This is a genomic window from Bacillus sp. FSL K6-0073 (genome assembly GCF_038006085.1).
Taxonomy (GTDB): domain Bacteria; phylum Bacillota; class Bacilli; order Bacillales; family Bacillaceae_G; genus Bacillus_A; species Bacillus_A cereus.
Genome location: NZ_JBBOUN010000001.1, coordinates 4942796 through 4957115, shown reverse-complemented (window position 1 = coordinate 4957115; position 14320 = coordinate 4942796). Strand labels below are relative to the sequence as shown.

The following is a 14320-nucleotide window of genomic DNA, read 5'->3' as shown; positions in this document are numbered from 1 at the left end:
GCTCCAGCGGCTAGAACAGTCGGTCGTTTCATCCCTTCGTATGAGGCAAAAAGCGTCTCTACGTCAGGGATTCGGGCGTCCTCTTGTTCTAAACGAGCCGCTTGCGCTTTTTATTTAAAAAAGGGGTGAACATCATGATTCTATTAGAGAACGTAAAGAAAATATATAAGGCGAAAAGCGGTGATGTCACTGCTGTAGATAACGCCAATTTAAAAATAGACAAAGGTGAAATCTTTGGTGTTATCGGATATAGTGGCGCTGGAAAAAGTTCTTTAATCAGATTGTTTAATCAGTTAGAGAAACCGACTTCTGGCCAAATTACAATTGCGAATCGTGTTATATCAGCAATTACAGGAAGTGAACTTCGTAAGGCAAGGCAAGAAATCGGAATGATTTTTCAGCACTTCAACTTACTTTGGTCACGAACTGTACGTGAAAATATAGAGTTTCCACTTGAAATTGCAGGTGTTGATAAAGCGCAGAGAAGAAAACGTGTTGATGAATTAATTCATCTCGTTGGATTAGAAGGGAGAGGAGACGCGTACCCATCTCAGCTGAGCGGAGGACAAAAGCAACGCGTCGGGATTGCAAGAGCTTTAGCTAACAATCCACAAGTGCTTTTATGTGATGAAGCAACGTCAGCTCTTGATCCAGAAACGACAGATCAAATTTTGGATTTACTATTAGACATTAATAAGCGCCTTGGTTTAACAATTGTACTCATTACACATGAGATGCACGTGATTCGAAAGATATGTAACCGAGTAGCGGTAATGGAGAGAGGAAAGATTGTAGAAACAGGTCCAGTACTTGATGTATTCCGTAATCCGAAGCAAGATATTACGAAACGATTTGTACAGCAGTTAACAGATTCTGAAGATACAAATGAAACAATTGAAAGTTTAATTGAAAAATATCCAGATGGAAAAGTAATTCGTTTGCAGTTTATCGGTGAGGCTGTAGAAAGACCAGTGCTTCAACGATTAATGCAACGCAGTGATATAGAAGTTAGCATTTTACAAGGAAATATTGCACAAACGAATAACGGTTCTTACGGTAGTTTAGTTGTTCATTTAAATGGTGAGGAAACAGCGATCCAGCAAGCAATAGAAGGAATTCATCAAGATCAAGTAGAGCTGGAGGTGATTGCACATGGATAAGTTACTCGCAAATGTTGATTGGAATCAAATGTTAGAAGCAACTGGTGAAACATTATATATGACGGCAATCGCAGCTCTTGCGACATTTGTTTTAGGACTAATTTTAGGATTGTTACTCTTCATGACAGCGAAAGATAATTTATGGGAAAACAAATCAATTAATACGGTGATTGGAGCATTCGTAAATATATTCCGCTCTATACCGTTCATCATTTTAATTATTTTATTAATCCCATTCACAAAGATTCTTCTTGGAACAATTCTTGGAGCAAGTGCAGCTTTGCCGGCTTTAATTATTGGAGCGGCACCATTCTATGCGAGAATGGTTGAAATTGCACTTCGCGAAATTGATAAAGGTGTAATTGAAGCTTCAAAAGCAATGGGAGCAAAAACAAGCACAATTATTTTGAAAGTGTTAATTCCAGAATCATTACCAGCATTAGTATCTGGTATTACGGTTACGACAATTGCTTTAGTAGGCTATACAGCAATGGCGGGAGTTGTTGGTGCTGGTGGCCTTGGAACACTTGCTTATTTAGAAGGATTCCAGAGAGGGAATAACGATGTAACAATCGTTGCGACAATTTGTGTATTACTAGTTGTATTTTTAATCCAGTGGATTGGTGATAGTTTAACGACTCGAATAGATAAACGATAATAAAAACGGGAGGATATTTTAAATGAAAAAATTATTACTTACGGCACTTATTTCAACTTCAATTTTTGGGTTAGCTGCTTGTGGCGGGAAAGATAAAGATGAAAAGAAACTTGTTGTTGGTGCTTCTAACGTACCGCATGCTGAAATTTTAGAAAAAGCAAAACCGTTACTTGAGAAAAAAGGAATTGAATTAGAAGTGAAAAAATTCCAAGATTACGTGTTGCCAAATAAATCGTTAGCGGATAAGGATTTAGATGCAAACTACTTCCAGCACATTCCGTATTTAGAAAAAGAAATTAAAGATAAAAAATATGATTTTGAAATAGCAGGGAAAATTCATATTGAACCAATTGGTGTATACTCTCAAAAATATAAGAGCTTAAAAGAACTTCCAGACGGGGCGACAATTATTATGAGTAATTCCGTTACTGACCATGGACGTGGTTTAGCAATTTTACAAAAAGAAGGCATTTTAAAAATTAAAGACGGAGTAGATCCAGTTAGTGCAACTCCAAAAGATATTGCAGATAACCCGAAAAACTTAAAGTTCAAAACGGATATTGAGCCAGGTTTGTTACCACAAGTGTATAACAATAAAGAAGGCGACGCTGTTTTAATTAACTCAAACTATGCAATTGATGCGAAATTAAATCCAGAAAAAGATGCAATTGCAATTGAAGGTGATGATTCACCGTACGCAAACGTATTAGTGGTTCGTAAAGGTGATAAAGATAAAAAAGAGATTAAAGAGCTTGTAGAAGTATTGCATTCTAAAGAAATCGAAGACTTTATTAATAAAGAATATAAAGGGGCAGTTGTTCCTGTAAAAGAATAATTGCTGAAAAGGCTGGTGTATGCCAGCCTTTTTTATAACTACATAACTATAGGGGAGAAGGGGACATCATATGAAAAAGATTCTATTGTCAGTTGTTACAGCGCTGTCTGTATTTACATTAGCTGCTTGCGGAGGAAAAGAAGAGAATAAGCTTGTTGTTGGAGCCTCTAACGTGCCGCACGCTGTTATTCTAGAGAAGGCACAGCCAATATTAGAGAAAAAAGGCATTAAGTTAGAGATTAAAAAGTTCCAGGATTATGTACTGCCAAATAAAGCGTTAGCGGATAAAGAAATTGATGCGAACTACTTCCAGCATATTCCATACTTAGATAAAGAAATTCAAGAAAAGGGATATAAAATTGTAAACGCAGGAAAAATCCATTTAGAGCCGATGGGTATTTATTCTAAGAAATATAAAAGCTTAAAAGACTTACCAGATGGCGGAACAGTAATTATGAGTAATAACGTAGCGGAGCGTGGCCGTATGCTCGCATTATTACAAAAAGGAGGAGTTATTAAACTAAAAGATGGCGTAGATGTTGTTAAGGCAACAGTAAAAGATGTAGTCGAAAATCCGAAAAACTTAAAGTTTAAAACAGATGTAGAGCCTGGATTGTCACCAAAGCTGTATGAAAATAATGAAGGTGATGCTTTATTTATTAATTCAAACTATGCAATTGATGCAAAATTAAATCCAACAAAGGATGCAATTGCGATTGAAGGAGCAGACTCTCCATATGCAAACATCATTGCAGTTCGTAAAGGTGATGAGAAGAAAAAAGAAATTAAAGAGCTAGTAGAAGTGCTACATTCAAAAGAAATTCAAGATTTTATTAATAAAGAATATAAAGGTGCTGTACTTCCGGTAAGTGAATAATTATAAGGAAAGGATTGGAAAATTACCAGTCCTTTTTTCTTTATATAAATAAGAAGAAAGGTGTATCATAGAAAGATGCAAAGGAAATACTTATATACATTTGTGAAAAAACGGTTACTTTTTTTCGTCGTTTGCGATATCATTTTATTTGATATAAAATTAGAATGAGAATAAAATGAGAATATGAACGTTTTAGGAATTTTTAAAATGTATATATAGGATTAATGGAGGTATTGAGATGGCTGGTTCTACATTAACGGTTAAAGACTTACACGTATCAATTGATGGCAAAGAAATTTTAAAGGGTGTAAACCTTGAAGTAAAAGGTGGAGAAATCCACGCAATTATGGGACCTAACGGAACAGGTAAATCAACTTTATCTTCTGCAATTATGGGTCACCCAAAGTATGAAGTAACAGAAGGTAGCATCATCATCGACGGTGAAGATGTATTAGAAATGGAAGTAGATGAGCGCGCACAAGCGGGTCTATTCCTAGCAATGCAATATCCAAGTGAAATTAGCGGAGTAACAAACGCTGACTTCTTACGTTCTGCAATTAACGCACGTCGTGAAGAAGGCGATGAAATTTCTCTTATGAAATTTATCCGTACATTAGATAAAAACATGGAATTCCTAGAAATGGATCCAGAAATGGCACAACGTTACTTAAACGAAGGTTTCTCTGGTGGAGAGAAAAAACGTAACGAAATTCTTCAATTAATGATGATTGAGCCAAAAATCGCAATCTTAGATGAAATCGACTCAGGTCTTGATATCGATGCATTAAAAGTTGTATCTAAAGGTATTAACGAAATGCGCGGCGAAGAGTTCGGTTGCCTAATGATTACGCATTACCAACGTTTATTAAACTACATCACTCCAGACTTCGTTCACGTTATGATGAACGGTCGTATCGTTAAATCTGGTGGCCCTGAGCTTGCACAACGTCTAGAAGCTGAAGGTTACGACTGGATTAAAAAAGAATTAGGTATTGAAGACGAAACAACAGAGCAAGAAGCGTAAGAGAGGAGCATAAACATGACAATCGGTACATTACCTTTCGATCAAGAAACAATCCGTCAACGCGCAAGCGAAGTAAACGAAGCTGCTTGGTTGACTGAGTTCCGCTTACAAGCTCTTGCACAAGCAACTGAACTTCCAATGCCAACGCCTGATAAAACGAAAATTGACAAATGGGACTTTATCGGAAAAGGCGACGCTGCTAAGCAAGAGCCTGTAAGTTCTTTAACTGAACTTCCAGAAGCAGTGAAAAACTTAATCGATGAAAATAACAGCGTATTAGTGCAACGTACTGGTACAACTGCATTCGTTTCTTTAGCAGACGAAGCAAAAGAAAAAGGTGTTATTTTTACAGACATCGTAACAGCAGCAACTGAGCATGCTGAACTAGTACAAAAGTACTTAATGAAAGACGGCGTGAAAGTAGACGAGCATCGTCTAACTGCACTTCATGCTGCATTAATCAACGGCGGTGCATTCATATATGTTCCGAAAAACGTTGTTCTTGAAACTCCACTTCAAGCTGTATTCTTAGTAGACGGCGAAGAAGCTAACGTATATAACCACGTATTATTCGTAGCTGATGCGAACAGTACTGCAACTTATGTAGAAAACTACGTTGCAAATGAAAATGCTAAAGGTATTGCAAATATCGTAGCAGAAGTAATCGTGGAACAAGGCGCACAAGTGAAATTCGGTGCGGTTGATCTATTAGCAAAAGACGTAACAACTTACGTTAACCGCCGCGGCGTTGTAGGACGCGACGGCCGCATTGATTGGGCTCTAGGCCTTATGAATGACGGAAACACAATTTCAGAGAACGTTACAAACTTAATGGGCGACGGTTCATATGCTGATACGAAAACAGTAACAATTGGCCGTGGTAACCAAACACAAAACTTTACAACTAAAGTTGTTCACTTCGGTAAACATTCTGAAGGTTGGATTTTAAAACACGGTGTACAAAAAGATAGTGCAACATCTATCTTTAACGGAATTGGTAAAATTGAACACGGTGCATCTAAATCAAATGCACAACAATCTTCTCGCGTTCTTATGTTAGATGAAAAAGCACGCGGTGATGCAAACCCAATTCTTTTAATCGACGAAGATGATGTAATGGCAGGTCACGCAGCTTCAGTAGGTCGCGTAGATCCAATCCAACTATACTACTTGATGAGCCGTGGTATTCCAAAACGCGAAGCAGAACGTTTAGTCATCCATGGATTCTTAGCACCTGTAGTTAATGAGCTTCCAATTGAAGGAGTAAAGGCACAGCTTGTTGAGGTAATTGAAAGGAAAGTTCGCTAATGAATATTCATGAAATACGCAAACAGTTTCCAATTCTTGATCAAAAAGTGAACGGCAAACAACTTGTTTATTTCGATAGTGCAGCAACTTCTCAAAAACCAATTCAAGTCATTGAAACGTTAGAACGTTACTATAAAGAATATAATTCTAACGTGCATCGCGGTGTTCATACGCTCGGTACGAAAGCTACTGACGCGTATGAAGGTGCACGCGAGAAAGTTCGTAAGTTTATTAACGCGAAATCAATGGAAGAGATTATTTTCACGCGCGGAACGACAACTGCATTAAATACAGTAGCGGCTAGCTATGGTCTTGAAAATGTAAAAGAAGGCGATGAGATCGTTATTTCTTACATGGAGCACCATAGTAACATCATTCCGTGGCAACAAGTTGCGAAGAAAACTGGTGCAACTTTAAAATACCTTCCGCTTCAACCAGACGGTACAATTTCTTTAGAAGATGTTCGTCAAACAGTTACACCGAATACAAAAATCGTTTCTATTATGCAAGTTTCAAACGTGCTTGGAACGATTAACCCTGTAAAAGAAATCGGAGCAATCGCACACGAAAATGGCGCAATTATGGTCGTTGACGGTGCACAAAGTACACCTCATATGAAAGTGGATGTACAAGATTTGAACTGTGATTTCTACGCATTATCTGCTCATAAGATGTGTGGACCTACAGGCATCGGCGTATTATATGGTAAAAAAGAATTGCTGAACAATATGGAGCCAATTGAATTTGGCGGTGAAATGATTGATTTCGTAGATTTACAAGAATCTACGTGGAAAGAGCTTCCGTGGAAGTTCGAAGCAGGTACACCGATTATCGGTAATGCAATCGGACTTGGTGCGGCAATTGATTTCCTAGAAGAAATCGGTCTTCATAATATTGAAAAGCATGAACATGAATTAGCGCAATATGCTTTAGAAAGACTATCAGAAGTAGATGGCGTTACAATTTATGGTCCAAAGCATCGCGCTGGTCTTGTTACATTTAATATTGAAGACGTACATCCTCACGATGTAGCGACAGTATTAGATGTAGAAGGTATTGCGGTTCGCGCAGGACACCACTGTGCACAACCGCTTATGAAGTGGCTAAAAGCTTCTTCAACAGCACGTGCGAGCTTCTATTTATATAATACAAAAGAAGAAATTGATACATTTGTTGAATCGCTAATCAAGACAAAGGAGTATTTCACAAATGTCATTTAATAATTTAGATACGTTATATCGTCAAGTTATTATGGATCATTATAAGAATCCTCGTAACAATGGCGTGCTAGAAGATAGTGTTACAGTAAACTTGAACAATCCAACTTGCGGCGATCGTATTCAACTTACGATGAAAGTAGAAGAAGGTATTGTGCAAGAAGCGAAGTTTGAAGGAGAAGGATGTTCTATCTCAATGTCTTCAGCTTCCATGATGACACAAGCAGTAAAAGGTAAGAAAATTGAAGAGGCACTTCAGCTTTCTAAAATTTTCTCTGACATGATGCTAGGAAAAGAGTACGATGACAGCATCGATTTAGGAGATATTGAAGCATTACAAGGCGTATGCAAGTTCCCTGCACGTATTAAATGTGCAACATTAGCGTGGAAAGCGTTAGAAAAGGGCTTAAACGAAGAGAAGTAATGTTAAAGGTTCCTAAAAACGAGGTTATCTAAGGAGGGACACACCAACATGGCGAAGCAACTGCCAGATATCGGCGATTATAAATATGGTTTCAAAGACAAAGACGTTTCGATTTTCCGTGCTGGACGCGGTTTAACAAAAGAAATCGTTGAAGAAATTTCACGTATGAAAGAAGAACCACAGTGGATGTTAGACTTCCGTTTAAAATCACTGGATAAGTTCTACGAAATGCCAATGCCACAATGGGGCGGCGACTTAAACGACTTAGATTTCGATGAAATTACGTACTACGTAAAACCATCTGAGAAATCTGAGAAGTCTTGGGATGAAGTACCTGATGAAATTAAAGCAACATTTGATAAATTAGGTATTCCAGAAGCTGAGCAAAAATATTTAGCTGGTGTATCTGCACAGTACGAATCTGAAGTTGTATACCACAACATGAAAGAAGACCTAGAAGCTCTAGGAATCGTCTTCAAAGATACAGATAGCGCATTAAAAGAGAACGAAGATATTTTCCGTGAACATTTCGGAAAAGTAATCCCACCAACAGACAACAAATTCTCTGCATTAAACTCTGCAGTTTGGTCTGGTGGATCATTCATCTACGTTCCAAAAGGTGTTAAAGTTGATACACCACTTCAAGCGTATTTCCGTATTAACTCTGAAAATATGGGACAATTCGAGCGTACGCTTATCATCGTAGACGAAGGCGCACACGTACACTACGTAGAAGGTTGTACAGCACCTGTTTACACGACTAACTCACTTCACAGTGCGGTAGTAGAAATCATCATTAAAAAAGATGCATATTGCCGTTATACAACAATCCAAAACTGGGCGAACAACGTATACAACCTAGTTACAAAACGTGCGGTTTGTGAAGAAAACGCAACGATGGAGTGGATTGACGGTAACATCGGATCTAAATTAACGATGAAATACCCAGCAGTTATCTTAAAAGGCGAAGGCGCTCGTGGTTTAACATTATCTATCGCGATTGCCGGTAAAGGCCAACACCAAGATGCTGGTGCGAAAATGATTCACTTAGCACCAAACACGTCTTCAACAATCGTTTCTAAATCGATTGCGAAGCATGGTGGTAAAGTAACTTACCGTGGTATCGTACACTTCGGACCAAAAGCGAAAAACTCTCGCTCTAACATCGAGTGTGACACGTTAATCATGGATAACCAATCTACATCTGATACAATTCCTTACAACGAAATCAAAAACGATTACGTTTCACTTGAGCACGAAGCGAAAGTATCTAAAGTATCAGAAGAACAATTATTCTACCTAATGAGCCGCGGTATTTCTGAGCAAGAAGCTACAGAAATGATCGTAATGGGCTTCATCGAGCCATTCACTCGCGAACTTCCAATGGAATACGCAGTTGAAATGAACCGTCTAATCAAGTTTGAGATGGAAGGTTCTATTGGTTAAATAGAAATGCGGAGCCGACTGTTCAGACCCGTTGGCTAAGATTCTTTCGCACAGAAGATGCTTTTCATCTTCTAGTGCGGAAGGTTCTTAGACATGATGGTCTAGGAGGCAAAGCTGGATAATATATGTATGAAGAAAGCGCCCTGCTGTGCAGGGCGCTTTTTTGTTTTGCGGATTTGTCTTGGCTTGGGAGAGGGTACCCGGGTGGGTGTTCAGTTAAATATATCAGCGATTTTTCAAATATATCGACCATAACTCGGAATATATCAGCGATTATTTCAATATATCAACGTTTCGACAAGGAATATCGATTTGTCGACAAGATAAGACAAAAGAAAATCCTCACATACCCCAAACATTTTATAAGAACAGAGAACGACTAGGTTTAAGATAAAGATACTGACAAATCCACTTGAACAACCACCCACTGAATTCTCTATTAAACTTTTTGACAAATCCACCCCTCCCTCCACTATTTGGAATTCTTTCCTGCATTAGCAAAAGTTTCTCATATAAAAAGGACAATCTTTTGCTTTTTCTCACAATGCGAGTACAATGTAAAATAGCAAGAAAAGACGAAAAGTATTTACAGGATTATTGCGTACGCATAGCGTAAATGGCAGTAAGGAACTGAGGGGAGGTTTTTTCTCTGAATATAAATAAAGAAACAATCATCCATCTTTATCATACAAACGATATACATAGTCATTTTGAAAATTGGCCGCAAATTTCTCGGTTTGTTCTAGGGGAGAAAAAGCGAAGACAGGAAGCGGGAGAGACCGTCTTGACAGTTGATATCGGAGATCATGTGGATCGTTTTCATAGTATTTCGGAAGCGACAAATGGCCTTGGGAATACGAAGCTTTTAAATGAGGCGTTATATGATTATGTAACGATCGGAAATAATGAAGGCATTACGTTAGCGAAAGAGCATTTAAATCGGCTCTATGATGATGCTGGATTTGAAATACTTGTCGCAAATTTATTTGAAAAAGAAGGGGTACGTCCGTCATGGGCAAGGCCTTATAAATTGCATACAACGACGGATGGGATTACCATTGCTTTTATTGGATTAACGGTAGCTTATCCAGAGTTTTATCAGATGCTCGATTGGCATATTGAAGATCCCATTATTCATTTAGAGTCTATTTTAGAAGAAGTGAAAGATGAGGCTCATATTACGGTTGTCCTTTCTCACCTTGGAAAAAGTATGGATGAGTATATGGCAGAGCATTATGATATAGATGTTATTTTAGGAGCACATACGCATCATTTATTTGAGCGTGGTATTCTACTGAATAATACTTTACTTTGTTGTTGTGAAAAGTGGGGACGTTACGTTGGTCACGTGCAGCTTACTGTGGATATAGAGACGAAGAAATTGCTGAAAAAAGACGGTAGAGCGATTAAGACGGAACGGTTAGGTGCTTATAGCGAGCCGTTATCCACAATTGAAATACTGCAGGAAGAAAGTGAGCATATAATGGCAGAGTCTGTCGTTCATTTAAAAGAGTCATTACCGGTTGATTGGTTTCAGGAGACGCCGTTTTCTCACATGTTAGCAAGTGCGCTGAAAACATGGTGCAATGCAGAGATTGGCATGGTGAACGCTGGTGTACTTCTTGAAGGGTTAGAAGAGGGTGTTGTAACGCGCGGAGATATTCACAGAATTTGTCCACATCCAATTAATCCGTGTGCTTTGAAAGTTCCAGGAAAGATATTAAGAGAAGTTATTTTGAAAGCACGTAAGCCGAATATGGAGAATCTTGAGGTGAAAGGATTCGGATTTCGGGGAAAAGTGATGGGGAAAATGATTTACGCTGGTGTAGAAGTCATTCCAGATACGATTCCCGGGAATAAAATTTTACTCGAAGATGTATTAATTAACGGGGAATCGCTGGAATTAGATCGTATATATACAGTAGGAACGATTGATATGTTTACATTTGGCTACTTATACCCAGAGCTATCCACACTTTCTGACAAACAATATTATATGCCAGAACTACTTAGAGATGTGTTAACAGATATGTTAATAACTTATACATCTTCCGTTAAACTATAGGCTAGTTAACTTGTAACACTCATTTTTCTCTTGTCATACAGATAAGAAAGAGAGGAGTGTGAACTATGGTTAATGTGGAGCCAATTATAATTGATAATTATACGTTTATTGCAGTTAGCGTGAAACTTCCAAAGACGAATTTGCTAGCTGTAATGAGCGATAAAGGATATATTATGTGTGGTGCATTAGATGTAGGTCTTTTAAATGAGAAATTAGGTGATCGAGGAATTATTGCTGGCCGTGCGGTTGGTGTAAGAACGATTGAACAACTTCTTGAAGCACCGCTAGAATCAGTAACGATTGAAGCCGAAGCTTTAGGTATTACGACTGGCACAATCGGAAAAGAAGCATTATTAAAAATGAGATAAGCATATATCGTCCCTCCTTCTTGCATAGAAATGATATAAGAAGGAGGTTTTTTTATGAGTATATTTCGCTCGAAAAACTCGCGGTTTCGAAGGGGACCTATTGCCTTTCGGTATATACTGCTTATGTCGTTTATTCTTTTTGTTATATTACTTACACAAGGGTTGTGGATTGTGAATAATAATATTCAGCCAACCTTAATTAAATATGGGGAAGTAGAGACACATAAAATGGCGACGGCAATTATGACGAAGGCAGTAAAGGATCGAATTAATGAAGGATTCGATGTAGATTCATTAATGAAAGTACAGAATGATAAAAACGGAAAAGTATCCACAATTAATTTAAATACAAAGCAAGTAAATGAAATCGTAACATCAACGACCACGTACATAGAAAAATATTTACAGCAAGTAGAACAAGGGAAGTTGAAGGAGCTAGGTATTTCTGAAAAAAACGGCGCGACTATGGCAGTTCCTTTTGGGCGTGTAACTGATAATGCACTTCTTGGTAATATAGGACCAGATATTCCGATTCATTTCACGCCAGTTGGACATGTGAATACAGATATTAAACAAAAAATTGAGCCGCATGGGATTAATACTACAGCGATTCAAATTGTTATGGAAATGGAAGTAACATTGCAAGTGATTATTCCATTTCATACGAAAGAGATAAAGGTGAAACAAAATGTTCCGATTGCGACGCGTATCGTTCAAGGGGAAGTGCCTACGTATTATGGAAGCGGAAGTGTTGCTGTACCTGATAAAAAGAAAACAGATAGTTAGTTGTAAATAAAGTGAAACTCGGCTCAGTCAGGCTTTTACTGGATAAAAAATAACCGTAGCAATGCAGCTACGGTTATCGTTTTGTATTTGCTCGTTCTTTGCGCTCCCAAAGGCTTAAATGCATGTATGGATCGAAGGCCCATTCTGTATAGCCATTGTCTTTATACATGCCAAAATGTAAGTGGGGCGGAAATTTTCCGGCTGTACCAGGAGGTCCATAACCAGTGCTACCAACAAATCCGATTACTTTCCCTGGCTCAACAATTTGTCCAAGCTGTATTTCTTTTGAGAACCCGCCTAAATGAGCGTAATAATGGTAATTGTTATGAAGGTCGCGAATACCAATGCGCCATCCACCAAGGCGGTTCCAACCTTTCGTTTCAATAATGCCATAGCAAGTTGATCTTACTGGCACGCCATATCCGGCAAAAATATCGGTTCCTTCATGAATCCTTCTGCCGCCAAAACTTCTTCCAGCGCCGAAAGTACTACGGTAGCTATGGTCACTACGGATCGGAAGAGGAAAAGCATTTCCTTCTAAATTAATACGTCCATAATGTTTATAAATTTGGGCGTATTCGCTAATTAAATCAACTGTTTTGGCACGTTTATAATATTCCCAGAGCATAATTTTAATACGGTCTTCTGACGTTCCTTGTTTCCTTAAAATAGTCGCTGCGGTATGCAGAAGATCACGGTCGCTATTTGCATTTGCAAATCCATCTTTGTCACCATCTAAACCTATTCCGCCAAATAGAGAAATTGTATGGGGGAGAGTATCGTTACTATTAATAGGTCCAGCCCATATTTCTGGTTTGAAATAAAGGGAAATGATGGCATCTGGTTTTTTCGGAATATCTTTTCTTACGCTCCGTATATTTCTTTCATATTGATCCATTGCAGCTAAGTAATACCATGGAATGCCTGAAGACTGCTCGGTTTCTTTATATAGTGCCATGCGCTTTTCGTATATGCTTTGCTGATTATCTTCACCGTAAGCGATGTTTTGGTGGAGAAGAAAACAAATAGAAAGCAAAAGAGAAATTTTTCGAAGCATGAAATAGACTCCTTTCACAACATCACTCTTTTTAGTGTGGGATATACGGAGTATTTCATTATAGGGAACGATTGGAAAAAATCTTAGAATCTTCATTTGAGCAAATCGCTTTCATACGTTAGAATAGATATGTTACATTGAAAGAAGCGAACACGGTAAACTATTTCATATTGTGCGGAGTTGATAACCATGACAAAACAAACAGAATATAAGCGCAAGCCCGAATGGTTGAAAATTAAGTTAAACACGAATGAAAACTATACAGGCTTAAAGAAAATGATGCGTTCTAAAAATCTTCATACCGTTTGTGAGGAAGCAAAATGTCCGAATATTCATGAATGCTGGGCTGTAAGAAAAACAGCAACATTTATGATTTTAGGTGCGGTTTGTACACGTGCTTGTCGTTTTTGTGCGGTTAAAACAGGCTTACCAACTGAGCTTGATTTACAAGAACCAGAACGCGTGGCAGATTCAGTAGTACAAATGGGCTTAAAGCACGTTGTTATAACAGCGGTTGCACGTGATGATTTAAAGGACGGGGGAGCAGCTGTTTTTGCTGAAACAGTACGAGCAGTACGTCGTAAAAATCCATTCACGTCTATCGAAGTATTACCATCTGATATGGGTGGAGTAGAAGAAAACTTAAAAATGTTAATGGATGCAAAACCAGATATTTTAAACCATAACATTGAAACAGTACGTCGATTATCTGACCGAGTTCGCGCTAGAGCAAAATATGAACGTTCATTAGAGTTTTTACGTCGAGCGAAAGAAATGCAGCCTGATATTCCAACTAAATCGAGCATTATGGTGGGCTTAGGTGAAACGAGAGAAGATTTAATTGAAGCAATGGATGACTTACGTGCAAACAATGTGGATATTTTAACTCTTGGGCAATACCTACAACCATCTAAGAAGCATTTACCAGTTCTTAAATATTACCCACCAGCAGAATTTGCAGAGCTTAAAGAAATTGCACTTAGCAAAGGATTTAGCCACTGTGAAGCTGGCCCACTTGTGCGTTCTTCTTACCATGCGGACGAGCAAGTACGTTCTGCAAAAGAAAAAACAGCAGAAGCTAAATAATGAAAAAAG

At 38.2% G+C, this 14320-nt stretch carries 14 protein-coding genes; 13 read left to right on the top strand and 1 reads right to left on the bottom strand.

Annotation, left to right across the window (positions count from 1 at the left end; translation table 11 throughout):
• The first annotated feature begins 134 nt into the window (after positions 1-134).
• The 12 genes from MHB52_RS25785 to yunB all read left to right on the top strand — a co-directional run bounded on the left by MHB52_RS25785 (position 135) and on the right by yunB (position 12168).
• Positions 135-1160: a methionine ABC transporter ATP-binding protein gene (locus tag MHB52_RS25785; protein ID WP_000601767.1), complete on the top strand. Its 1026-nt coding sequence runs from the start codon at positions 135-137 to the stop codon at positions 1158-1160.
• On the top strand, positions 1153-1818 hold the full coding sequence (locus MHB52_RS25780) for a methionine ABC transporter permease (RefSeq protein ID WP_000359401.1): 666 nt from the start codon (positions 1153-1155) through the stop codon (positions 1816-1818). The genes MHB52_RS25785 and MHB52_RS25780 overlap by 8 nt, the downstream gene beginning before the upstream one ends.
• Positions 1819-1840: 22 nt before the next feature.
• The gene (gene metQ, locus MHB52_RS25775; RefSeq protein ID WP_061663182.1) at positions 1841-2653 is read left to right on the top strand and encodes a methionine ABC transporter substrate-binding lipoprotein MetQ; all 813 of its coding nucleotides are present in this window, start codon (positions 1841-1843) and stop codon (positions 2651-2653) included.
• Between the two features lie 70 nt (positions 2654-2723).
• Positions 2724-3530 (top strand): methionine ABC transporter substrate-binding lipoprotein MetQ, encoded by an 807-nt coding sequence (gene metQ / locus MHB52_RS25770; protein ID WP_000722399.1) that lies wholly within the window; start codon positions 2724-2726, stop codon positions 3528-3530.
• A gap of 238 nt (positions 3531-3768) precedes the next feature.
• Entirely contained in the window at positions 3769-4554 is a 786-nt protein-coding gene (gene sufC / locus MHB52_RS25765; protein ID WP_000929160.1) for a Fe-S cluster assembly ATPase SufC, read from the top strand.
• A 15-nt stretch (positions 4555-4569) separates the two neighbouring features.
• Positions 4570-5862: a Fe-S cluster assembly protein SufD gene (sufD, locus tag MHB52_RS25760; protein WP_000152164.1), complete on the top strand. Its 1293-nt coding sequence runs from the start codon at positions 4570-4572 to the stop codon at positions 5860-5862.
• The gene (sufS, locus tag MHB52_RS25755) at positions 5862-7082 is read left to right on the top strand and encodes a cysteine desulfurase SufS (protein WP_001020769.1); all 1221 of its coding nucleotides are present in this window, start codon (positions 5862-5864) and stop codon (positions 7080-7082) included. The genes sufD and sufS overlap by 1 nt, the downstream gene beginning before the upstream one ends.
• A complete protein-coding gene (gene sufU / locus MHB52_RS25750) occupies positions 7072-7503 on the top strand; it encodes a Fe-S cluster assembly sulfur transfer protein SufU (protein ID WP_000009526.1) in 432 nt (143 codons plus the stop codon). The genes sufS and sufU overlap by 11 nt, the downstream gene beginning before the upstream one ends.
• A 48-nt stretch (positions 7504-7551) precedes the next feature.
• The gene (gene sufB, locus MHB52_RS25745; RefSeq protein WP_001118827.1) at positions 7552-8949 is read left to right on the top strand and encodes a Fe-S cluster assembly protein SufB; all 1398 of its coding nucleotides are present in this window, start codon (positions 7552-7554) and stop codon (positions 8947-8949) included.
• 649 nt (positions 8950-9598) lie between these two features.
• Positions 9599-11014: a bifunctional metallophosphatase/5'-nucleotidase gene (locus MHB52_RS25740; protein ID WP_227414888.1), complete on the top strand. Its 1416-nt coding sequence runs from the start codon at positions 9599-9601 to the stop codon at positions 11012-11014.
• Positions 11015-11079: 65 nt separating this feature from the next.
• Entirely contained in the window at positions 11080-11382 is a 303-nt protein-coding gene (locus tag MHB52_RS25735) for a YunC family protein (RefSeq protein ID WP_016118834.1), read from the top strand.
• Between the two features lie 54 nt (positions 11383-11436).
• Positions 11437-12168 carry a sporulation protein YunB gene (gene yunB, locus MHB52_RS25730; RefSeq protein ID WP_000021805.1) on the top strand — a complete coding sequence of 244 codons (732 nt, stop codon included), beginning with the start codon at positions 11437-11439 and terminating at the stop codon, positions 12166-12168.
• Positions 12169-12241: 73 nt separating this feature from the next.
• Here the strand turns inward: yunB and MHB52_RS25725 are convergent, their stop codons facing one another.
• Positions 12242-13225, bottom strand: a complete 984-nt coding sequence (locus tag MHB52_RS25725) for a M23 family metallopeptidase (RefSeq protein WP_016118833.1) — start codon at positions 13223-13225, stop codon at positions 12242-12244.
• Between the two features lie 189 nt (positions 13226-13414).
• Here MHB52_RS25725 and lipA point away from each other — a divergent pair, with 189 nt between their 5' ends.
• A complete protein-coding gene (gene lipA, locus MHB52_RS25720; RefSeq protein WP_000166372.1) occupies positions 13415-14311 on the top strand; it encodes a lipoyl synthase in 897 nt (298 codons plus the stop codon).
• The last annotated feature ends 9 nt before the right edge of the window (positions 14312-14320 follow it).